22 protein-coding genes are annotated in these 19,288 nt (G+C 66.0%); 15 read left to right on the forward strand and 7 right to left on the reverse strand.

Features of this window, described 5'->3' with window-relative positions:
• Positions 1-30 precede the first annotated feature (30 nt).
• Complete coding sequence (gene aglF / locus MXA07_RS07850) at positions 31-768, forward strand: UTP--glucose-1-phosphate uridylyltransferase AglF (RefSeq protein WP_247731488.1); 738 nt, start codon at positions 31-33, stop codon at positions 766-768.
• Positions 769-791: 23 nt separating this feature from the next.
• Here aglF and MXA07_RS07855 read toward each other — a convergent pair whose 3' ends face one another.
• The gene (locus MXA07_RS07855) at positions 792-1,025 is read right to left on the reverse strand and encodes a DUF8150 family protein (protein ID WP_247731489.1); all 234 of its coding nucleotides are present in this window, start codon (positions 1,023-1,025) and stop codon (positions 792-794) included.
• A 398-nt stretch (positions 1,026-1,423) separates the two neighbouring features.
• Here MXA07_RS07855 and MXA07_RS07860 point away from each other — a divergent pair, with 398 nt between their 5' ends.
• The 4 genes from MXA07_RS07860 to MXA07_RS07875 all read left to right on the forward strand — a co-directional run bounded on the left by MXA07_RS07860 (position 1,424) and on the right by MXA07_RS07875 (position 3,988).
• Entirely contained in the window at positions 1,424-1,651 is a 228-nt protein-coding gene (locus MXA07_RS07860) for an antitoxin VapB family protein (RefSeq protein ID WP_247731490.1), read from the forward strand.
• Positions 1,638-2,045, forward strand: a complete 408-nt coding sequence (locus tag MXA07_RS07865) for a type II toxin-antitoxin system VapC family toxin (protein WP_247731491.1) — start codon at positions 1,638-1,640, stop codon at positions 2,043-2,045. The genes MXA07_RS07860 and MXA07_RS07865 overlap by 14 nt, the downstream gene beginning before the upstream one ends.
• Before the next feature lie 132 nt (positions 2,046-2,177).
• Complete coding sequence (locus tag MXA07_RS07870) at positions 2,178-3,536, forward strand: UDP-glucose dehydrogenase family protein (protein WP_247731492.1); 1,359 nt, start codon at positions 2,178-2,180, stop codon at positions 3,534-3,536.
• A gap of 11 nt (positions 3,537-3,547) precedes the next feature.
• Positions 3,548-3,988, forward strand: coding sequence for a methylated-DNA--[protein]-cysteine S-methyltransferase (locus MXA07_RS07875; RefSeq protein WP_247731493.1), 441 nt, complete (start codon positions 3,548-3,550; stop codon positions 3,986-3,988).
• Between the two features lie 232 nt (positions 3,989-4,220).
• On the opposite strand, the gene MXA07_RS07880 is transcribed toward MXA07_RS07875, so the two are convergent.
• Together MXA07_RS07880 and MXA07_RS07885 are read right to left on the reverse strand one after the other, a co-directional pair.
• Positions 4,221-5,507, reverse strand: a complete 1,287-nt coding sequence (locus MXA07_RS07880) for a phospholipase C/P1 nuclease family protein (protein ID WP_247731494.1) — start codon at positions 5,505-5,507, stop codon at positions 4,221-4,223.
• A complete protein-coding gene (locus MXA07_RS07885; protein ID WP_247731495.1) occupies positions 5,508-5,681 on the reverse strand; it encodes a hypothetical protein in 174 nt (57 codons plus the stop codon).
• 501 nt (positions 5,682-6,182) lie between these two features.
• Here MXA07_RS07885 and aroC point away from each other — a divergent pair.
• Positions 6,183-7,343: a chorismate synthase gene (aroC, locus tag MXA07_RS07890; protein WP_247731496.1), complete on the forward strand. Its 1,161-nt coding sequence runs from the start codon at positions 6,183-6,185 to the stop codon at positions 7,341-7,343.
• Between the two features lie 50 nt (positions 7,344-7,393).
• On the opposite strand, the gene MXA07_RS07895 is transcribed toward aroC, so the two are convergent.
• Positions 7,394-9,091, reverse strand: a complete 1,698-nt coding sequence (locus tag MXA07_RS07895; protein ID WP_247731497.1) for a sensor histidine kinase — start codon at positions 9,089-9,091, stop codon at positions 7,394-7,396.
• 280 nt (positions 9,092-9,371) lie between these two features.
• Here MXA07_RS07895 and MXA07_RS07900 point away from each other — a divergent pair, with 280 nt between their 5' ends.
• A complete protein-coding gene (locus tag MXA07_RS07900; protein WP_247731498.1) occupies positions 9,372-11,270 on the forward strand; it encodes a 2-oxoacid:acceptor oxidoreductase subunit alpha in 1,899 nt (632 codons plus the stop codon).
• A 2-nt stretch (positions 11,271-11,272) separates the two neighbouring features.
• Positions 11,273-12,208 (forward strand): thiamine pyrophosphate-dependent enzyme, encoded by a 936-nt coding sequence (locus MXA07_RS07905; RefSeq protein ID WP_247731499.1) that lies wholly within the window; start codon positions 11,273-11,275, stop codon positions 12,206-12,208.
• Between the two features lie 106 nt (positions 12,209-12,314).
• Here MXA07_RS07905 and MXA07_RS07910 read toward each other — a convergent pair whose 3' ends face one another.
• Entirely contained in the window at positions 12,315-12,644 is a 330-nt protein-coding gene (locus MXA07_RS07910) for a hypothetical protein (protein ID WP_247731500.1), read from the reverse strand.
• Between the two features lie 268 nt (positions 12,645-12,912).
• Here MXA07_RS07910 and lrpA1 point away from each other — a divergent pair, with 268 nt between their 5' ends.
• Positions 12,913-13,341 carry an HTH-type transcriptional regulator LrpA1 gene (gene lrpA1, locus MXA07_RS07915; protein WP_247731501.1) on the forward strand — a complete coding sequence of 143 codons (429 nt, stop codon included), beginning with the start codon at positions 12,913-12,915 and terminating at the stop codon, positions 13,339-13,341.
• Positions 13,342-13,467: 126 nt separating this feature from the next.
• Here lrpA1 and MXA07_RS07920 read toward each other — a convergent pair whose 3' ends face one another.
• Both MXA07_RS07920 and MXA07_RS18180 read right to left on the reverse strand, forming a co-directional pair.
• Positions 13,468-13,827: a winged helix-turn-helix domain-containing protein gene (locus MXA07_RS07920; protein WP_247731502.1), complete on the reverse strand. Its 360-nt coding sequence runs from the start codon at positions 13,825-13,827 to the stop codon at positions 13,468-13,470.
• A gap of 348 nt (positions 13,828-14,175) precedes the next feature.
• Entirely contained in the window at positions 14,176-14,301 is a 126-nt protein-coding gene (locus tag MXA07_RS18180) for a hypothetical protein (RefSeq protein WP_282102547.1), read from the reverse strand.
• 185 nt (positions 14,302-14,486) lie between these two features.
• On the opposite strand from MXA07_RS18180, the gene MXA07_RS07925 reads away from it, so the two are divergent.
• The 6 genes from MXA07_RS07925 (at position 14,487) to MXA07_RS07950 (ending at position 19,032) form a co-directional block, all read left to right on the forward strand.
• A complete protein-coding gene (locus MXA07_RS07925) occupies positions 14,487-15,566 on the forward strand; it encodes an ATP-NAD kinase family protein (protein WP_247731503.1) in 1,080 nt (359 codons plus the stop codon).
• A gap of 440 nt (positions 15,567-16,006) precedes the next feature.
• Positions 16,007-17,038, forward strand: a complete 1,032-nt coding sequence (locus MXA07_RS07930) for a phosphate signaling complex PhoU family protein (protein WP_247731504.1) — start codon at positions 16,007-16,009, stop codon at positions 17,036-17,038.
• A gap of 99 nt (positions 17,039-17,137) precedes the next feature.
• A complete protein-coding gene (locus MXA07_RS07935) occupies positions 17,138-17,323 on the forward strand; it encodes a DUF7525 family protein (protein WP_247731505.1) in 186 nt (61 codons plus the stop codon).
• A 106-nt stretch (positions 17,324-17,429) separates the two neighbouring features.
• Positions 17,430-17,654 (forward strand): DUF7123 family protein, encoded by a 225-nt coding sequence (locus MXA07_RS07940; RefSeq protein WP_247731506.1) that lies wholly within the window; start codon positions 17,430-17,432, stop codon positions 17,652-17,654.
• A 68-nt stretch (positions 17,655-17,722) separates the two neighbouring features.
• Positions 17,723-18,172, forward strand: a complete 450-nt coding sequence (locus tag MXA07_RS07945) for an SRPBCC family protein (protein WP_247731507.1) — start codon at positions 17,723-17,725, stop codon at positions 18,170-18,172.
• Positions 18,169-19,032 carry a carbon-nitrogen family hydrolase gene (locus MXA07_RS07950; RefSeq protein WP_247731508.1) on the forward strand — a complete coding sequence of 288 codons (864 nt, stop codon included), beginning with the start codon at positions 18,169-18,171 and terminating at the stop codon, positions 19,030-19,032. Before MXA07_RS07945 ends, MXA07_RS07950 begins: the two co-directional genes overlap by 4 nt.
• Positions 19,033-19,288: the final 256 nt, after the last annotated feature.

Consider the following 19,288-nt stretch of genomic DNA (forward strand, 5'->3'; position numbering starts at 1 on the left):
ATATGAGGGTCGACGTTCCAGTCGAACGTCATGCAAGCTGTCGTGCTCGCGGCCGGGAAGGGGACTCGGCTCGAACCCCTGACCGAGGACACCCCCAAAGCCCTCGTCGAAATCGACGGGAAGCCCATCGTCGAGGACGTCTTCGACAACCTCATCGCCATCGGCGCGACGGAACTCGTCGTCGTCGTCGGCCACCTCAAAGAGCAGATCATCGAGCGCTACGACGACGAGTACCGCGGCGTCCCCATCACCTACGCCCACCAGCGCGAGCAGCTGGGGCTGGCCCACGCCATCCTCCAGGCCGAACCGCACGTCGACGACGACTTCATGCTGATGCTCGGCGACAACGTCTTCCGGGGCAACCTCGGCGACGTCGTCAACCGCCAGCAGGAGGACCGCGCCGACGCCGCCTTCCTCGTCGAGGAGGTGCCGTGGGAGGAGGCCTCCCGATACGGCGTGCTCGACACGAACGAGTACGGCGAGGTCGTCGAGGTCGTGGAGAAACCGGACGATCCGCCGTCGAACCTCGTCATGACCGGGTTCTACACCTTCACGCCCGCGATCTTCCACGCCTGCCACCTCGTCCAGCCCTCCGACCGCGGCGAGTACGAACTCCCGGACGCCATCGACCTGCTCATCCAGTCCGGACGAACCATCGACGCCCTCCGGCTTGACGGCTGGCGCGTCGACGTCGGCTACCCGGAGGATCGCGACCGCGCCGAGGAGTTGATTCTCGAGGAGGCCGAGCCGGCTGAAGCGGCGGAGTGAGGTGCACGTACTGACCTATTGCACTATTTCGAACAGTCGCGACCGGCTTTCGCCACGCGTCGGCGATGTTCGACGCTGATGTCGGACTGTCGGGCGGATTCGAGCTGTGAGTCGATCAGTGGGTTCTGCTGTTCACCCCACTCGTCGGCGTCGTGGGTTTCGATGTATTCGACCCATCGCTTGATGGCGACGATGCGTTGTTGCCGGTTCCGCTCGTGTTTTTCCTTGAGGGAGTCACGCGCGCTCGAATCGCTCATCGTTTTCTTGAACGTCGAGTTTCTTCCCCCAGCGTTCGAGCGCCGAGGTGCGAAGGGGTCATCCAGTAGATTAGAGATGGACGGCGTCTTCAGAACCTTTTGGCGTGCCGAGATAAAGCTTGTACGCGATCTGCAACTCGAGCGGACCGATCGGAAACTCCGCGTCGACGCTCGTAATTTTGGCCGTGATTCTGTTTCCGAGTGAGGCACGATCCTACTCGTCGCCGACGAATTTGGCTTCGCGGTGGGGAACCATTTCGTTCCATTCATGGCGGAGAGTACCGGACCACGGGCGTCGCAGTAACCCGATGGCCTCATCCCATGCAAACACTGACTCTGGTCGGCACCCGTCGGTTTCGGGGAGAACGTTTTTTCGTATGGGTACCTATACCAAATTCGTGAGCAAGAACATCGCCATTTCCGACGACGTCTACGAGCGACTGAAACGCGAAAAAGGGGACAGAAGTTTCAGCGAAGTAATCGAAGACAGGCTCGAAGATGGGGGACGACTGTCCGATGTCGTGGGAGCCGGAGCCCTCGATCACGAGGCCATATCTGCGGCGTCCGACGAAATCGAACGGCTGAGTCGCGGAACCCGATCGAGGTTGGACGATGAAAATCTGTGACACGTCTGTCCTCGTCGATATCGACCGGGGCGGCAGTGAGATCGAACGCCAAGTGGAGAAGCTAGACGACGAAGGTCCACATGCGGTTAGTACCGTGACTGTAACGGAACTCCGACTCGGTGTTCACCTGTCGGATTCCGATTTGGAGAACCGAATAACGAAGCTCGATCGGTTGCTCTCGCGGTTCGAACTCGTCGACGTTTCGCGCCCGGTGGCGGTCGCGGCAGCCGATATCATCGCGACGCTCAAAGAGCAGGGACGATCTCTGAACGACCTTCACGACGTATATATCGGTGCTACTGCACGGGTCGAACAGCTGCCTGTGCTGACAGCAAACGTCTCTCACTTCCAGCGCATCGAAGACGTCACCGCTGTAGACTGGAACGAGTACTGACGTCGAGTCGATACAGATAGTGACCGAACATCCCGTTTCGATCAGTGGGCGGGCTCCAGTTCGCAGGATACACTTGCTCAGGGTCGACCGAAACCCACAAACCTCTAACCCCAGCGCATCGTCCCCCCGTCCATGTACGTCTCCATCGTCGGCAGCGGCTACGTCGGGACGACCGTCGCGGCCTGCCTCGCCGATATGGGCCACGAGGTCGTCAACGTCGACATCGACGACGAAATCGTCGAAGCGATCAACGCGGGCGAGTCCCCGATCCACGAACCCGGCCTGGCGCCGCTGATCGAGGAACACGCCGGCGGTCGCCTCCGTGCGACGACTGACTACGACGCCGTCACGGACACGGAACTCACGCTGCTCTGTCTCCCGACGCCGCAGAACGAGGACGGAAGTCTAGACCTCGGACCGATGCGTGCGGCGAGCGAATCGCTTGGCGAGGCGCTGGCCGAAGGCCGGTCCGAAGCGAGTGGCGACGGGGCGGCCGGCGAATCCGCCGGATCCGAGCACCTCGTCGTCGTCAAGAGCACGGTCCTGCCGGGAACCACCGAGGACGTCGTCGGCCCGATCGTGGCCGACGCGTCCGGGATGACGATCGGCGAGGACCTCGAACTCGTGATGAACCCCGAGTTCCTCCGGATGGGGACCGCGGTGGCCGACTTTCAGGAGCCCGACAAGGTCGTCGTCGGCGCGACGAGCGAGGACGCGTCGGCCACGCTGCGAGAGCTCTACGCCCCCATCCTCGACCGCGAGGGGACGGACTACGTCGAGACGGACGTCCGCTCGGCCGAACTCATCAAGTACGCCAACAACGCCTTCCTCGCCTCGAAGGTCTCGCTGGTCAACGAACTGGGTAACATCGCGAAGGCCTACGACGCGGACGCCTACGAGGTGCTCGATGCGGTGGGCCTCGACGATCGCATCTCCGAGCGCTTCACGCGATCGGGGCTTGGCTGGGGTGGATCCTGTTTTCCGAAGGACGTCAACGCGATCCGGGCCGGGGCGCGCGAGCAGGGCTACGATCCGGAACTGCTCGACGCCGTCGTCTCGGTCAACGACGGCCAGCCGAACCGGCTCGTCTCGCTGCTCGCCGACCACGTCGATCTCGACGGTGCGACGGTCGCCGTCCTCGGTTTATCGTTCAAGCCCCACACCGACGACATCCGGAAGTCCCGCGCGCTGATCGTGATCGATCGACTTCGCGAGCGCGGCGCCGACGTCGTCGCCCACGATCCCGTCGCGATCGGGACCGTCCGCGAGTACTACGCCGAGCACGGCGACGAGTCCGGACCGGGCCCGCTTACCTTTGCAGCGACCGTCGAGAGTGCACTCGACGGTGCGGACGGCGCCGTCGTCGCGACCGCCTGGCCCGAGTACGACGACCTGCCGGTCGAGGCGATGGATCGGCGGATTCTCGTCGACGGCCGCCGAATCGACGTCGATCGCGACCGGCTAGACGTCTACGAAGGGCTGACGTGGTGACGTAACGGAGTATGCACGTCCAAACCGACGTCGATGGCCGTAGTACGACGTTCGAGATCGACGAGGCGCTGGTCGACGCGCCCCCGGTTGCCATCCGCCGGCAGGTGAGCGAGTATGCCCGCGGCGACCGACGGCGATTCGATCTCGAGATAGAACTTCCGGACGGCTTTCTGGGCGAGGTGATGGCGGCGATGACGGAGATCCCCTACGGCGAGACGCGGACGTACGGCGACCTCGCGGCCACCCTCGATACCGCGCCCGTCGCCGTCGGCCAGGCCTGCGGTCGGAACCCCGTCCCGATACTCGTCCCCTGCCATCGCGTCGTGGCGGGCGACGGCGGACTCCGCGGTTACTCCGCGAACGGCGGCGTCGAGACGAAGCGTCGGTTGCTCGACCTCGAAGCCCGAGTCGTCGGCGATCCGGTGCAGCGCGAGCTGCCGACGAACGAGTGAGCGTCTGCCGCTTCAAACGTGCGTCCCGATTCGCGCCGCGACGCTCTTACTGCCCGGATGCACTCGTCGCCTCGTTTCGGCTAGCCCACCGATGGAACCGGGATCGACTCGCTCGAGACGCGATCGGGTTATTCGGTGAGGACACCGCACCGAGTCGCGCCAATACCACCGCTGTCGATCCCGCGGATTTCGTCGGTCCGGTACCGACCGGGGCCGGATCGATCGCCCGCTGTCAGAGACCGGGTGGCAGGTCACCGAAACCCTGATCGAGCAACAGTTGTCGGTGGAGTTTGCCACACCGGTCGAAGCAGCGATGGAGGTCTTCGGTCACGACGGCTCGGGTCGTATCCGACCACTTCTCCGGATCGTCCTGCCCGGCGGTCTCGTTTTCCATGATCGTGTGGAAGACGTCGTTCGAGTACGCGTGACTCACCCGTGCCACCTCCTCGATCGCGGACTCGGGACTGTGAACGGGTCGCGTCTCCGTCCCCCGAAACCACTCCCGGAACTCGCTCTCGTAGCGGTTATGCACCAGTTGCTCGAACCCGTGGTGAAGCCACACCTTCGGTGACACGGAGCAGTCGACGTCGAGCGTGATCCGATAGCCGTCCGCTAATTCGAAGGTGAACTCCGGGACGAGGCCGGCCTGCTCGATCGCCATCCCGGTGTGCAAGGGGACGGCCATGTCCTGCAGGTAGTGCGAGGCCCAGGCCGTGTATCTCCGGGTCCAGTAGGAACTACTGGACTGTGCCGCTTTGTCGTAGAAGTGGGCGCAGGCTTCCGGCGCCATGCCGACGTTCCCGATCTCGATGTCCGAGACGGAGGGAACGGGGATCGTGATGGGATTCGGGTCGTAGTACTGCGTGTAGTTATTGAGAACGACGTCGATCGCGGCGGAGATCGCCGTGCCGAGCGCGTCCTCGAGCCACTCCTTCCCGGGCGCGACCGCCGGATAGACCGGAATCTCCAGCCGACCGTCGCCGAGGCCGAGTTCGCCGTTGGCCCAGTCGCTGAACTCGTCGGGCTCTTTCGCCCAGTCGGCGAAGGACGCCGACGAACCGACGTCGTCTCTGGCATCGTCGAGGAGATCGACGTGGTGATCGTGTGTCCACTGCGGGTCTGCGTCGCCGTCAGGGCCCGCAGCGGACCGTCCACCGAAGACGTCCATCGACGTGTCCAACGCGGCGCGATCGCGATCCGACTGGACGGCCGGAACCCCGCCGTCCGACGGGGCCGGACGGTCCTCGCTTTCGGCCCTGGATGCCACGATCGATGCTCCGCTCCGACGGTCGATTTCCAGATTCCGGCGCCCCCGTTCGCTCAACTCGACGCGTTTCTCCGCCCCCGTCTCGACGACCTCGACCGGGTACCGCGCCCGCAGGTTCTCGACGTAGCGGCGGCCGGTTTCGTACGCTCGCCCGTCGATCGACGACGCTCCGAAGTGCCGGTCGATCGCCTCGTCGGAGAGAGCGAGCAAGTACGGGTGCCCCGTGATCCGATACAGCGACTGGTCGTACACCTAGACGGTCGACGACCGGGACGGTTCTTCGTCCAGTGTCGCTTCGCCATCGTCGTTCGACCTGTCGGCAACTGCCCGACCGCCGATAGAGAGCCCGAGCCCCGTTCCTGTGAGCACTCGAAGCGCCGTCCGTCTGTCGACCCCTTCGCCACCTTGCATCAACCGATCTGACATTACATCTGTATGTTACTTACCGGACTAATAAAATTACTGTTCGCGATAATATTCGAATATATGTTTTAATCATTACTCTAACGAGCCGCCCCCGGCCGTTCGAGGCGAGCAACTCGGTCAGCGGTATCGATCGCGGTCTCTCACGCCGGGAACGGTACCGACGATCCGCGCGAGCGCGCCGGTCATACATCGCTTTTCGCCTCCGTCGATTTCGGACCCGGCGACGAACTGCGATCGCGGTCGCCGCGCGAGTGGACGCCGTTCGAACGCCGCCGCACATCGTACGTAACCGCCCTCTCACCGCGGAACCAATACCGGTCGAGACGGTCGACCGGTGGGACTCTCGATCGTTCCCGCGGCATGTTCGTTGCCACCACCGACGCACCCGGTGACGTTCGTTCGAACCAGCCGACAGTGACGGCTGCTACCCCGCCGGCTCCCTCGCGTCCACATTCGCCAGAAACCCCACCGCTAAGTGTCGCGGCCGCGGAGGCGACGCCAATGAACGGCAACCGCTTCGGTCGCCTCTTCCAGGTGACGACCTACGGGGAGAGCCACGGACCGTCGATGGGCTGTACCGTCTCGGGCTGTCCGGCGGGGCTCGAACTCTCCGAAGACGACATCCAGCGCGAACTCGATCGTCGCAAGCCCGGCCAGTCGAAGATCACGACGAGTCGCGGCGAACCCGACGCGGTCTCGATCGAGTCGGGGATCCAGGACGGCTACACCACGGGGACCCCGATCGGACTCTCCATCGAGAACAAGGACGCCCGATCGGGCAAGTACGAGCCGTTCATCACCGCGCCGCGGCCCTCTCACGGCGACTTCACCTACTCCGCGAAGTTCGGCACGCGCAACTGGGGCGGCGGCGGTCGGTCCTCCGCGCGCGAGACGGTCAACTGGGTCGCCGCGGGGGCGATCGCGAAGAAACTCCTCTCCCGGGAGGGCGTCGAGATCGCCGCCCACGTCTGCCAGATCGGCGACGTCGAGGCGCCGGCGGTTTCCTTCGAGCGGATCCAGGACCACGCCGACGACACGGACGTGCGCTGTGCGGACCCCGACACGGCCGAGAAAATGCAGGACCTGATCGAGGCGTACCAGCGCGAGGGCGATTCGATCGGCGGCGGCATCTACTTCGAGGCCCGCGGGGTTCCGGTCGGGCTCGGCGCACCGCGATTCGACTCCCTCTCGGCCAGGCTCGGCCAGGCGATGATGGCCGTGCCGGCGGCCACGGCGTTCGAGTTCGGCCTCGGACGCGAGGCCCGCGAGTACGCGGGAACCGAGCGAAACGACGAGTGGGAGTTCGACGCCGACGGAAACCCACAGCCCGCCGAAAACGATCACGGCGGGATCCAGGGCGGCATCTCCTCGGGCGAGCCGATCTACGGCGAGGTGACGCTGCACGCGCCGACGTCGATCCCGTCCGAACAGCAGACGGTCGACTGGGAGACCGGCGAGGTGATCGAGGACGCGCAGGTCATCGGTCGGCACGACCCCGTCCTGCCGCCTCGCGGCGTGCCGGTCGTCGAGGCGATGCTGGCCCTGACGCTCGTCGATTTCATGCTGCTCGCGGGTCGCATCAACCCCGACCGCGTCGACGATCGGCCGGGCGAGTACGATACCGAGTATCACCCGAGTAACCCCCGGAACGAGTCGAACTGACCGTCCACCGCTCGGCGGCACGTCGTCCGTATCCGATCGCCGCCTTCGAGTTACCCGACCGCAGGCTCTGCCCGGTCGGTCGCTCGCGCGGAGTCGATCGCCGACACCTCGAACCGCGCGCCACCGGTTGCGCTCTCGGTCGCGCGAATCGTCCAGCCGTGGGCCTCGACGACCTCCGCGACGATCGCGAGACCGAATCCCGTGCCGTTCGCGTCGGTGGTGTAGCCCTGTTCGAACACCGTCTCGCGTTCCGCTTCGGGAATGCCGGGGCCGTCGTCCGCGACGTAAAAGCCGTCCCCATCCGCGAGGACGCCGACGGTGACCGAGACGGTCCTCCCGCCGTGGTCGATCGCGTTCCGAAACAGGTTCTCGAGGAGCTGGGTCAGTCGGCTCTTGTCGCCCTCGAACTCGATGTCCCCGTCGACCGAGAGCGACGCCTGGGTCGAGTCGACCATCTGCCAGCTATCGCGGACGAGCACCGACAGCGCGACCGGTTCGGGGTCGTCGATCGGCTGGCCCTGCCTGGCGAGTGCCAGCACGTCCTCGATGAGGGCGTCCATCCGATCGAGGGCGGCTTCGATCTCGTCGACGGCCGCCGCCGCGTCCGCTCCCTCCCTCGCGAGTTCGACGTTTCCCTGGGCGACAGTGAGCGGATTTCGCAGGTCGTGACTGACCATACCGGCAAAGCGCTCCAGGCGGTCGTTCTGTCGTTCGAGTTCTCGCCGATAGCGCTCCCGTTCCGTGACGTCCGTGAAGACGATCGTGCGACCGAGCCCGGCCGTCGCGGTTCCGAGCGGCGTCGCCGTCACCCTGAGGTAGCGTTTCTGTCCGTCGATTGCCGTCTCGAGGATGGGATCGTCGGTCGCGAGTGCGTCGGCGACCGCGGGAAGGACGGTTTCGAACGGATCGCCCCGGCCGTCCGCGAGCGCCGGAAACAGGTCGCGCGCGGCACGATTCGTGTCGCGGATCCGGTCGACGCTATCGAGCGAGACGATCGGCGACTCGCGCTCGGCGGCCAGACGGACGAGCTCGAAGCGCTCCAGGTGGACGTAGCCGACGCCCACCGCGAAGAGCGCGACGCCGAGCGGTTCGTACGTCATGTCGATGAGGTACGGCGTCGCGTATCCGACCAGGTCGAAGACGACCGGGAGCCCCGTGAGGCCCGCGAGTACCAGCAGGGGCCGCGTGTCGAAGTCGACGGCGACGAAGTGCTCGAACAGCATGAAGAAGCCGACGAACGAGAGGGCGTACGCCAGCCCCATCGCCGTCCAGTGGAGCGAGCCCGTCTGCATCGAGAGGTGGGGAAACGGCGTCGACGCTTCGACGGCCGAGAAGTACCCCTGGTGGAGCGGGTTCGTCAGCTTGAGGCCGATTACGGCGACGAACAGCCCGGCCGCGACGCGACGGTAGGCGCGCTCGCGGTGGTAGCTGCGCCCCGTGTAGGCCGAACAGAAGTAGAGCCAGGCGACAACCGCCGCGAACCCGAGAACCAGCCCGACGACGTAACTGCCGAGTTTGACCGTCGTCCACGGCGCGGCCAGGAATCCGACCTGGGAGGCGGCCCAGCCGCCGCTCAACCCGATCAGGCCGACCAGCCCGCGCCGGGTGTCTCTGTCGTCGATCCGTCCGAGGGGGGCGAGACTGGCGAAACAGGCCAGGGCGGCCAGGCCGAACACGGCGACGTAGGCCACGAAAACCGGATCGGTCTCGGACAGCACTGTGATGGGGGTCGGCGGGGGAACTGTCACTACCGTTCGTAGTCACCCTCGATACATTACTCTTCTAGTTACGTTCCGACCGATGAGCGTCCCTCTCGGCCGGTGAACGCTACTGCACCGGACGGCTGGAGCGCTGCCACCGATCGAGCGACGCCGGCCGACGGACCCCTCTCATCGCTCGCCTCGCGGATATTTCATCCCGGTCTATCATTCTTCACGATAAATCCGTGATAATGGATAGCAAAGGCTTTAGGCCGTCTGTCGCAAATTTCGCCTACGGAGCCAACGAGGCCACAGATACTTTCGAACTATGACCAACGACGAACTCATCTGGCGAATCGCGGGCGGTTCCGGCGACGGGATCGACTCGACGAGCCAGAACTTCGCGACGGCCCTGATGCGCTCCGGGCTCGACGTCTTCACCCATCGCCACTATCCTTCGCGGATCCGTGGCGGACACACCTACGTCGAGATCCGGGCGGCGGGCCACGAGGTACAGTCACGCGGTGACGGGTACAACTTCCTGCTCGCGCTCGGCGACTCGTTCGCGCGAAACCCCCAGGAAGAGGCCTACTACGGTAACGAGGAACTCAAGCCGCTCTCGGAGAACCTGGACGACCTCCGCGAGGGCGGGATCATCGTCTACGACGAGGGCCTGCTCGACGCCGAGGACGTCGCCGAGATCGACCTCGAGGAGCGCGCCGAGGAGAACGGCTGGCACGTCTACCCGGTCGACCTCCGCGGGCTCGCGAAGGAACACGGCCGCGAGGTCATGCGCAACACCGCCGGGGTCGGCATCACGGCCGGCCTGCTGGGCATGGAACTCGAGCACATCGAGGACCTGATGGACGACGCCATGTCGGGCGACGTCTTCGAGGCCAACATGGAGATCCTCCGGGAGGCCCACGACATGGTCGACGAGATGGAGACTAATCACGACCTGCGGATTCCCGAGGGCGAGCACGAGACCGAGCAGGCGCTGCTGTCGGGCTCGAACGCCATCGCGTACGGCGCCATCGACGCCGGCTGCCGCTTCATCTCCGGCTACCCGATGACGCCGTGGACGGACGTCTTCACCATTCTGAGCCAGAACTTCCCCGACATGGGCGGCGTCGCGGAGCAGGTCGAGGACGAGATCGCGGCGGCCGCACTCGCCGTCGGCGCGAGCCACGCCGGCGCGAAGGCCATGTCTGGCTCCTCGGGCGGCGGCTTCGCGCTGATGAGCGAACCGCTCGGCCTCGCGGAGATGACCGAGACGCCGATCGTCCTCCTCGAGGCGATGCGGGCCGGTCCCTCGACGGGGATGCCGACGAAGCCCGAACAGGGCGACCTCGAACACGTTCTCTACACGAGCCAGGGCGACTCCTCGCGCGTCGTCTTCGCGCCCGGGAACGTCGCGGAGGCCTACGAGCAGACCCGGACGGCCTTCGAGATCGCCTACGACTACCAGATCCCGACGATCATCGTCTACGACCAGAAGCTCTCGGGCGAGAACTCCAACGTCGACGTCGAGTTCTTCGACCGCGAGCCCGCGCCGGACCTCGGCTCGACGCTGACCGAGGAGGAGCTGAAGGAGGCCGCACACGACGCCTCCGGCAAGTTCGAGCGATTCGGCTACGGTGACAACGAACGCGGCGTCAGCAAACGGTCGATTCCCGGCCAGAAAGGCGGCCGCTACCTCGCGACCGGCAACGAGCACACGCCGGTCGGCCACATCAGCGAGGACCCCGACAACCGCGTCCTGCAGATGGACCGACGCCTCGAGAAGCTCGAGCACATCCGCGAGGACCTGGACGAGGGCGAGACGAACCAGACCTACGTCGGCCCCGACGACGCCGACTACGGCATCGTCACCTGGGGATCGAGCCAGGGCGCCGTCTTCGAGGCCGTTTCCCGGCTGAACGACGCGGGCCACTCGGTCAAGGCCATCGGCGTCTCGGACATGATGCCGCTGGCGGAGGACGAACTCGTCGAATTCATCGAGAGCGTCGACGAGGCGATGGTGGTCGAGATGAACGCCACCGCACAGTTCCGCGGGCTGATCCAGAAGGAGCTCGGCCGCTTCGGCGAGAAGCTCACCAGCCTGCTGAAGTACAACGGCAACCCGTTCGAGCCCGCCGAGATCGTCGAGGGCTACGAGGTCAACCTCGACGGCGGCGCGGCCGAACCCAGCGCCCAGGTTCGCATCGAACCGGCGGCAGGTGACTGACAATGAGTGCATTCAACGCGATCGGCGACGAACGCGAGGTATCGGGCGACGACTACACGCCCGGCGTCGAACCACAACCGACCTGGTGTCCGGGCTGCGGCGACTTCAGCGTCCTCAAGGCGCTGAAACAGGCGCTGCCCGAGGTCGGCCGGAACCCGGAGGAGGTCCTCTGCGTCACCGGCATCGGCTGTTCGGGCAAGCTCAACAGCTACCTCGACTCCTACGGCTTCCACACCATCCACGGCCGCTCGCTGCCGGTCGCCCGCGCGGCGAAGCTGGCCAACCCCGACCTCGAAGTGATCGCCGCGGGCGGCGACGGCGACGGCTACGGCATCGGCGGCAACCACTTCATCCACAGCGCCCGGGAGAATCACGACATGACCTACATCGTGTTCAACAACGAGGTCTTCGGCCTGACGAAGGGCCAGACCTCGCCGACGAGCCCGAAGGGTCACAAGTCCAAGACCCAGCCGTCAGGGAGCGCGAAGGATCCGCTCCGCCCGCTCTCGATGGGACTGACCTCGGGCGCGAGTTACATCGCCCGCACGGCGGCGGTCAACCCGAACCAGGCCAAGGAGATCCTCGTCGAGGCCATGGAGCACGACGGCTTCTCCCACGTGGACTTCCTGACCCAGTGTCCCACCTGGAACAAGGACGCCCGCCAGTACGTGCCCTACGTCGACGTCCAGGAGTCCGAGGACTACGACTTCGACATCACCGACCGGCGCGAGGCCGCCGACATGATGTACGAGACCGAGAGCGCCCTCTACGAGGGCACCGTCCTCACCGGCCGCTACTACGTCGACGAGGACCGCCCGTCCTACCAGGAGGAAAAGCGCAACGTCGGCGAGCTTCCCGACGAGCCGATCGCCGAGCGCTACTTCGACGAGGACGCAGAGTGGGAGCGCAGCTACGACCTGCTCGACCGGCACACGTAACGGACCGCTTCGACCGGCCCTGGGTTTGCGGGCGCTCGGTGGGTTCGCCGGCGCGTAACTGCACTGGCTGGTTCCGCTGCGTGACTGAAATCCATCGCGACGCCTTCTATCGGTAACCGTCGCTCGGCGTCCAGCCGCGGGCCAGCAATTTGGTGAGGTAACTCAGGGCGAGCAGCACGACGAGCAACCCACCGAGCAGCGTCGCGTCGAAGCCGAATAGCATCTCCCGGAGCCCGTAGGCCGCCGTCACGACGCCCATCAACAGCGCCACCGTTCCGACGCGCCGGCCGGCGGCGTCGCGATCGATATCGGCCGCTTCGTCGAAATCGCTGTGGAGGTCGACCCGGCCGCGAACGGCGATGAGGTAGCCCAGGCCGCCCATCGCGAGCCCGCCGAGGACCCAGACGGCGCCGCTGAGCCAGTGTACCGCTACCATCGCTCGGACTCGGGAGGCCGGCCGAATAAACGTCCCGATCGACGCCGTCCCGACCCGCTCGGAACGGACGTGATCCCGTCCGTATCGCCCGCTCTCGGATCGATACCGTCCCGATGCGACCGCCCGTACGCGGGACGTACTCGACGGGGACCGACCCGGAGACCGCCGAACGCGATACTCCCGTTCGCTTCCGGTCGGTAATTTTCTATGCGCGAGTGACGGTTTCCGATACAAAAGATATTTTTCCGCTGGAGCAAAATCGTACGACATGAGCAGCCAGTCGACGCGAGAGCGGATTCTCGACGTCCTGGAGGCCGACGCGCAGGCCTCCTACGCCGAGATCGCCGAGCGGGCCGATGTCTCGAAGCCGACGGTCCGCAAGTACATCGAGGAACTGGAATCGGAGGGGGTGATCGTCGGCTACTCGGCGGACGTCGACCCGAAGAAGCTCTCGAGTCAGTTGATCGCGCTGGTCGGGATGGACGTCGATAGCGAGCGCTACATCGAGGCCACCCAGGAGCTCAAGTCGATCGACGCGGTCGAGACGCTCTACAGTTGTACCGGCGATCACATGCTCCTCGCGGAGGTGCGCGCCCCCGACGGCGACGCCCTCGGCGATCTCATCAACTCCTCGATCCTCGGCGTCGAGGGCATCACCGCGGCTCACCCGTGCTTCCTCCAGGAACGCCTGAAATGAGTCCCTGACGCGGGCGGGATCGATCGAGGAAGCGTGCAGACGGGTTCGCCTGCCGCCGACGACCAATTCGGCGTTTCTACCGGAGTGGTCGACCGGCCGACGACGTGAGCGTCAGGGGTCGGACGGCTACTCGGCGATCTGATCGCGAAGCTGGTTCTTCGCTTCCGTGCGCCGCTTCTTCGAGCAGTGGGGCGCCTCGTCGCTGAAGTCCACCTCGATCTCGTCGAGGGTGCGCCGGTAGATGTTCGTCCGGCGGCCCTCCGCCGAGAGCGTCCGCCCCTCGCACTCGAGCAGGCCGGCGTCGACGAGTTCCTCGATCCGTCGATAACACGTCGCGATCGGGATCTCGATGTCGTCGCTCAGCGCCTGGGCGGATTTCGGCGTATCCGCCGCACACAGGATTTCGGCGCTGTACTTGCTCCCGAGTGCCGAGAGTATTGCCGTCGATTCGTCGTCGGCGCCCGCCGGTCGCTCGCTCCGTGACATCGATATACCCAACCTAACCAATTATCAATGTTGAATCTTGTGGCTCGATCGAATCTCGTTCAAGCTGATCGGTCGGAAAATCCCTTCCGCGATTCCAGGATATGAACGCGAAACGACGTGATAGTAATGGAGTGTTGTCGGTGATCGACACCGTTCGACCGAACAAGGCGGGGATATCACGGACGGCCGTCCGTACCGGACACCATCGATCGTTGTTTCGACGTCCCGCCGGACGAGACCGCGCGAATCCGCCATCCCACGCGGGCGGTCAGACGCGCCTCTGCCCGCATCGGCTCGATTCGCGGACGCCGATGGATCAGCAGCCGGGCCGTCGGACAGCCCGGCCGATCATCGATACACGTAGGCGAGCCAGAGGACGGTGACGAGGACACTCAGGGCGAGGACGCCCCAGCCGGTGAGCGTCATCGGGAGCGCCGGTTCGGTTTCGAGGACGACGGGCGCGTGTTCGAGCATGGTTGAGCGACTGGCGTGGTGGCCCTTAACCTTTCAGATGTCGAGTTCTGGACGGTCGCCGTCGTGTTCGACCGCTCCCGCCGGGCCCCTCTCGATCCCCGTCGATTCGGCCGCAGCCGACGACGAGCGCGCGGAGCGTGGCGCGGAGTCGCGCCGTTTTTGTCCGTGCCGGCCGAATCGGCGGTATGCTACGGCTGGGTTTCGTCGTGAATCCGATCGCCGGGATGGGCGGTCGTGTCGGGTTGAAGGGGACCGACGGCCTGTTCGAGGAAGCGCGCGACCGCGGTGCAGAGCCCCGGGCGCCGGATCGGGCGGGCGAGGCGATCGCCGCGTTTCTCGATCGGGCGCCGGAGTCGGTGATCGTCACGGCGGGTGCGCCGATGGGCGCCGACGTGATCCGAGCGGCCGGCGGCGACCCGACCGTCGTCTACCGGCCGGACGGAGACGAGCTTTCGGAGACTACGGCGGCGGACACGCGCGCGGCCGTCGAGGCGTTCCTCGACGAGGGGGTGGATCTGATCTGTTTCGTCGGCGGCGACGGGACCGCCGTCGACGTGGCGACCGTCCTCGATCGACGCGGGGGCGAGACGCCGATGCTCGGCGTCCCCGCGGGCGTGAAGATCTACTCGGCCGTCTTCGGCGTCACGCCCGCCGACGCGGGCCGGGTCGCGGCCTCGTTCGACGACGTCGAACGCCGGGAAGTCAACGACATCGACGAGGAGGCGTATCGGCAGGGCGAGGTGCGAACCGAACTCAAGGCCGTCGTTCCCGTCCCCGTCACGCGGGCGGTCCAGTCGGGGAAACAACTCGCTCGCGGTACGGTGGAGACGCTCGCGAGCGGGTACGCGCGCGATATCGAGGACGATCGGACGTACGTGTTCGGCCCGGGCGGCACGGTGGGTGCGATCGAGGCCGAACTCGGCATCGACGCCTCGCCGCTGGGCGTCGACGTCTGGCGCGGCGGCTCGCTCCTGGCCAGGGACGCCGACGAATCCACCATCCGCTCGACGATGGGCGAGCCGGCCACGGTGGTCGTCTCGCCGATCGGCGGGCAGGGATTCGTCTTCGGACGGGGGAATCACCAGCTCTCGCCGGCGGTGCTCGAACGCGCCGCGGAAATCGATGTCGTCGCGTCCGACGAGAAACTCGACGCGCTCGACGTGTTGCGGGTCGACGTCGACGACGAAGATCTCGCGGCGTCGCTTCGCGGGTGGATGGAGGTCCGCACGGGCCGGTTCACGACCCGACTCGTCAAGGTCGTCTAGCCTGACCGCGGTCGAACGGAGCCGCGGTCCACCGGCCCGGTCCCCGATCGCACGTTCCTCGGCCGACCTCGGACCACGCGGCGACCGCGGACCGATCAGGACGGTACCGTATAGCCCCGTTCACGCGGCACCTCGATTTTTCCTCGGCACCTCCGTTTCACTCGACTGGCCGTTGATCACTCGCTTCGTCTCCTCCTCCGAATGCGTTCGTTCGATTGGCACGGCCGGGGAAATGCGTATTTGGACCGACACGAACTGCCGTTTCGAAAGTCCATGCCGCTCCGGTGTCGTCTGTCGATTGGCGGCGTAACATGGGGTCTGACCGAATGGATGCTAAGATTTCACCGTCTGTAGTTTTGCCTAGTGTGTGTACAGATATATCGATCTTCATTCTAGGCCTATAGTGATCTTTAAGGTCGAGACCTCCCCTATGCCCAGGTATGGAAACGCGAAAAGTCCAGCGACTGGGACCCTCCACGCTGGCGATAACCCTCCCGGCCGACTGGGCGAGCGCGCAGAACGTCGAGAAGGGCGACGAGATATCGATCCGGACGGGGACCAACGGCGCGCTCTCGGTGCTCCCGGAGTCGGTCCAGGTGGACGAACCCAAGGCGATCGTCCACTGCGACGCGCTGGACGCCGACGCCGTGGAGCGAGCGATCGTGGCCCAGTACGTCCTCGGCCGTCGGATCATCCACGTCGAACACGACGACGGGACGCTCGATTCCGACATCATCAACGCCGTCTACCGGGCGGAGACCCAGTTGATGGGGCTGGGCGTCGTCGAGGAGACGCCCGAGAGCATCGCCATTCGCTGCTCCGTCGATCCCGAGGACTTCACCCTCGACAATCTGCTCGAACGCCTCGAACGGACCGGCCGGACGATGCGCGGCGAGGCGATCAAGGCGCTCGCACACGGCAATCCCGACCTGGCACAGCGAGCGCTCAACCGGGAGCGCCAGGCCAACAAGATCTTCGTCCTGCTGCTCCGGTTGATCTTCACCGCGTACGGCAACCCGACGCTGGCGCGCTCGATCGGACTCGACGACGGGTTCCCGTTGATCGGCTACCGGTCGATCGCGAAGAACCTCGAACTCACCGCCGACAACGCCGAGGACATCGCCGACATCGTCCTGGCGAACGAGGGCCACACCCTCTCGGTCGAGAACGCCGTCATGCGCGAAATCCGCGACCTGACCGAGGAGGTCGACGACATCACGACGCTCGCGGTCGAGGCGGCCGTCGAGCGCGAGTACGACCTGGCTATCGAAGCCCGCACCAGCTTCGAGGACATCTCCACGCACGAACGCGAGATCCTCGAGAACTTACCGGAGATGGCCAACGACGAACTCCTCCAGGTCCGCGAGGTCCTCGTCAGCCTGGAGCAAACGGCCCAGTACGCGGTCAGAAACGCCGAGATCGCCGCGAACCTGGCGCTCAACGAACCCTCCGAGCACACGACGATTCTGTGAGCGAGAATCGCCGACCGGGCCACCGGTTCGGCGGGCCGTGCGATCGGTTCCGCGCCCGGAATAACCACAGTTAAGACCGTTCCAGCCCGAGCCGCGGGCATGGACGAGCATACGGAATCGACGGACCGGGGCGTTGGACTGACGCTACTTTTCGGGGCGCTCGCGGTGCTTTCGGCCGGCGTCATGGCCGTGGGGGCGCCGGCCGAAACCGCCGCGTGGGGCTTCGCGGCGGCGGTCGCGTTCGGTTGTCTCTCGGTTGTCGCCGCCCACCGTTACTGGGCGTGAGATCGCCCTCGACCGTCCGGCGCTTTCGTTCTCCGGATCGGCTTCCAGGCCGTGAACCGTCCTGCCAACAGTTAAGACTCGCCGCGCCGTAGAGGAGCGCGTACGGATGAGCCAGTACTCAGACGAGGACAAACGCATCCTCTCGCACCTCCGCGAGAGTGCGGCCCGGGGAGAACAGTACTTCCGGGCGAAGAACATCGCGGACGCGATCGGGCTCTCGGCCAAGCAGGTCGGCGCTCGACTCCCCCAACTGGCCGAGAAGTCCGAGGACGTCGACATCGAAAAGTGGGGCCGCGCGCGCTCGACGACGTGGCGCGTGACGCTCAGCTAGGGTCCTCGGAACGCGACAGAAAGCCAGCGGGTCGTCGGACTTTTATCTGGCGGCGGCGATGCATCGGTATGACCGTACGGGTCGAGCGGACGATGCAGTTCGACGCTCCGCCGGAGGCGGTGTGGGCGTTCATCGCCGATCCGGCTAATCGGGCGCGCGCGATAAGCGTCGTCGAGAACTTCTCGGTCGATTCCGCCGACGACCGGCGGTGTACCTGGCAGGTGCGCCTCCCGATCCCCTTCCTGAACCGGACGACGACCGTCGAAACGCGTGACCTCGCCCGTGACCCGCCGCGATTCGTCGAGTTCACCGGCAAGTCGTCGGTGCTCGAGGTGACGGGTCGACACGAGATTACGGCGACCGAGGACGGCAGCCGCCTCGACAACGAGTTCGTCGTCGACGGGCGAGTGCCGGGCGTCGAACGGTACTTCACCAGACAGCTCGACGACGAACTCGACAACCTCCGGCGGGAGGCGACTCGCTCGATCGACGCCGTCTCGAGCGGTGGTGCCGAATGACGGCCGATCCGACGTCCGACTCCGCTTCCGAAGCGACGTCTGGCTCTCCGGCGGACGCGGTCCGGATCGCCCTCGCGCAACTCGAGGTCGAGGCCGACGCCGTCGAATCGAATCGCCGGCGCGCGATCGAGGCCGTCGGGCGGGCGGCCGATCGCGGGGCCGACATCGTCTGCCTGCCGGAACTGTTCACGGTCGGCTACTTCGCGTTCGACGCCTACGAATCGGCGGCCGAGCCGCTCGAGGGTGAGACGTTCGGCGTGCTCGCCGACGCAGCCGCCCGTCACGAGATCGCCGTTCTCGGCGGCTCGATCGTCGAAGATCTAGCGGCGACGTCGGCGCCGACGCCGGCGGCCTCGGGGCTGGCGAACACGAGCGCGCTCTTCGACGCGACCGGCGAGCGCCGCCTGGTCTATCGCAAACACCACCTCTTCGGCTACGACTCCGCCGAATCCGACCTCCTCGTCCCGGGGGAGGCCGTCGACGTCTGCGAGCTCGCTGGATTCACCGTCGGCGTCACCACGTGTTACGACCTGCGATTTCCCGAACTGTACCGCGACCTCGTCGACCAGGGCGCGACGCTCGTCCTCGTTCCGAGCGCGTGGCCCTACCCCCGCGTCGAGCACTGGCGAACCCTCTCGCGCACCCGAGCGATCGAGAATCAGTGCTACGTCGCGACGATCAACGGCGCGGGCTCGTTCGACGACGCCACGCTGCTGGGCCGGTCGACCGTCTACGACCCCTGGGGGACGACGCTCGCCTCGACGGGCGACGAGCCGGACCTCGTGCTGGCCGACCTCGATCCCGGCCGCGTGGATCGCGTGCGCGAGACGTTCCCCGCACTCGCGGACCGGCGACGCTAACGAGGGCTCCGCCGCCCCTGGCCCCGGCGTCTCGACCGATTCGGCTCGGGATCGAGCCGATGGACGCTCCGAGTCCACCGGCATCCTGGCCGGATTCGCGTTCGCTCGCCCGCGACGGACCGGGGCCCTTTTGAGGCTGTACGCCAAACGCACGAGTGCCGGTACTCGACGCTTTTCACGTTGATACCGGTACGCGACTGGGGACGCCGCTCGCACGTCGTCGATTCGCCGCTCGGACGAATCGTCCGCCCGGTCC

This window comes from Halovivax limisalsi (assembly GCF_023093535.1).
Lineage (GTDB): Archaea > Halobacteriota > Halobacteria > Halobacteriales > Natrialbaceae > Halovivax > Halovivax limisalsi.

Excerpts from the sequence above, each read along its gene's own strand:
- aglF (WP_247731488.1), top strand. The coding sequence starts at position 31 with ATGCAAGCTGTCGTGCTCGCGGCCGGGAAGGGGACTCGGCTCGAACCC.
- MXA07_RS07855 (WP_247731489.1), bottom strand. The coding sequence starts at position 1,025 with ATGAGCGATTCGAGCGCGCGTGACTCCCTCAAGGAAAAACACGAGCGG.
- MXA07_RS07865 (WP_247731491.1), top strand. The coding sequence starts at position 1,638 with ATGAAAATCTGTGACACGTCTGTCCTCGTCGATATCGACCGGGGCGGC.
- MXA07_RS07870 (WP_247731492.1), top strand. The coding sequence starts at position 2,178 with ATGTACGTCTCCATCGTCGGCAGCGGCTACGTCGGGACGACCGTCGCG.
- MXA07_RS07875 (WP_247731493.1), top strand. The coding sequence starts at position 3,548 with ATGCACGTCCAAACCGACGTCGATGGCCGTAGTACGACGTTCGAGATC.
- MXA07_RS07885 (WP_247731495.1), bottom strand. The coding sequence starts at position 5,681 with ATGTCAGATCGGTTGATGCAAGGTGGCGAAGGGGTCGACAGACGGACG.
- aroC (WP_247731496.1), top strand. The coding sequence starts at position 6,183 with ATGAACGGCAACCGCTTCGGTCGCCTCTTCCAGGTGACGACCTACGGG.
- MXA07_RS07900 (WP_247731498.1), top strand. The coding sequence starts at position 9,372 with ATGACCAACGACGAACTCATCTGGCGAATCGCGGGCGGTTCCGGCGAC.
- MXA07_RS07905 (WP_247731499.1), top strand. The coding sequence starts at position 11,273 with ATGAGTGCATTCAACGCGATCGGCGACGAACGCGAGGTATCGGGCGAC.
- MXA07_RS07910 (WP_247731500.1), bottom strand. The coding sequence starts at position 12,644 with ATGGTAGCGGTACACTGGCTCAGCGGCGCCGTCTGGGTCCTCGGCGGG.
- lrpA1 (WP_247731501.1), top strand. The coding sequence starts at position 12,913 with ATGAGCAGCCAGTCGACGCGAGAGCGGATTCTCGACGTCCTGGAGGCC.
- MXA07_RS07920 (WP_247731502.1), bottom strand. The coding sequence starts at position 13,827 with ATGTCACGGAGCGAGCGACCGGCGGGCGCCGACGACGAATCGACGGCA.
- MXA07_RS18180 (WP_282102547.1), bottom strand. The coding sequence starts at position 14,301 with ATGCTCGAACACGCGCCCGTCGTCCTCGAAACCGAACCGGCGCTCCCG.
- MXA07_RS07925 (WP_247731503.1), top strand. The coding sequence starts at position 14,487 with ATGCTACGGCTGGGTTTCGTCGTGAATCCGATCGCCGGGATGGGCGGT.
- MXA07_RS07930 (WP_247731504.1), top strand. The coding sequence starts at position 16,007 with ATGGAAACGCGAAAAGTCCAGCGACTGGGACCCTCCACGCTGGCGATA.
- MXA07_RS07935 (WP_247731505.1), top strand. The coding sequence starts at position 17,138 with ATGGACGAGCATACGGAATCGACGGACCGGGGCGTTGGACTGACGCTA.
- MXA07_RS07940 (WP_247731506.1), top strand. The coding sequence starts at position 17,430 with ATGAGCCAGTACTCAGACGAGGACAAACGCATCCTCTCGCACCTCCGC.
- MXA07_RS07945 (WP_247731507.1), top strand. The coding sequence starts at position 17,723 with ATGACCGTACGGGTCGAGCGGACGATGCAGTTCGACGCTCCGCCGGAG.
- MXA07_RS07950 (WP_247731508.1), top strand. The coding sequence starts at position 18,169 with ATGACGGCCGATCCGACGTCCGACTCCGCTTCCGAAGCGACGTCTGGC.